The sequence below is a fragment of the Kitasatospora putterlickiae genome (genome assembly GCF_039527695.1).
Taxonomy (GTDB): domain Bacteria; phylum Actinomycetota; class Actinomycetes; order Streptomycetales; family Streptomycetaceae; genus Kitasatospora; species Kitasatospora putterlickiae.
In genome coordinates this window covers 1-639 of record NZ_BAAAKJ010000532.1, presented here as the reverse complement: position 1 = coordinate 639, position 639 = coordinate 1, and the positions used below count along the sequence as shown (strand labels likewise).

Annotated in this window: 1 protein-coding gene; it reads right to left on the bottom strand. The window is 71.2% G+C overall.

Annotated elements, in window-relative coordinates; translation table 11 throughout:
• Window positions 1-423 carry a DUF742 domain-containing protein gene (locus ABD308_RS38810; protein WP_344345739.1) on the bottom strand — a complete coding sequence of 141 codons (423 nt, stop codon included), beginning with the start codon at window positions 421-423 and terminating at the stop codon, window positions 1-3.
• Between the last annotated feature and the right edge of the window lie 216 nt (window positions 424-639).

The following is a 639-nucleotide window of genomic DNA, read 5'->3' as shown; positions in this document are numbered from 1 at the left end:
TTAGAGCTTGCGAAGTCCACTGAGGACCCTTTCGAGCAGCGTGACGTCGGGCGTTCCGCCCGACTCGCCCGCGGCGGCGGGCTGGTGGATGGCGACAAGACCGGCCTCGGCCAGGTCGGCCACGAGGATGCGGGCGACACCGAGGGGGACACCGGCCAGCGCGGAGATCTCCGCGATGGACTTGACTTCCCGGCAGAGGCTGACGATCCGGGCGTGCTCGGGCAGCAGGCCACCGGTCCGCTCGGCGGAGGCGGTGGTCGAGATCAGCGCCTCGATCGCGAGCTGGTACCGGGGCCGGGTGCGGCCTCCGGTCATCGCGTAGGGGCGGACCAGCGGCTGCTGCTCGTAGCCGTCGGACTGCTGCCCGCCGTAGCCGCTGCCGTACCCGTTGCCGTAGCCGGCGGGTGTCGAAGGCGGGGTCATGGGTCCTCCTTGTGCTGCAGCCTGGGGCAGCCGGTTCCAGCTGGGGTGATGCCAGCTGAGGCGAGATCAGCTGCCTGAGGGTAGCTGAGGGTGGGACGCCGGGTCCGGTCGGGTCGGACCCGGCGGGGAGGTGGGACGGGTGGAAGTACCGCTCAGGGGTGCACTCAGTGCAGGAGACTGCCCTGGAGTTCTGCGCGGAGTGCGGGGGTGAGGACG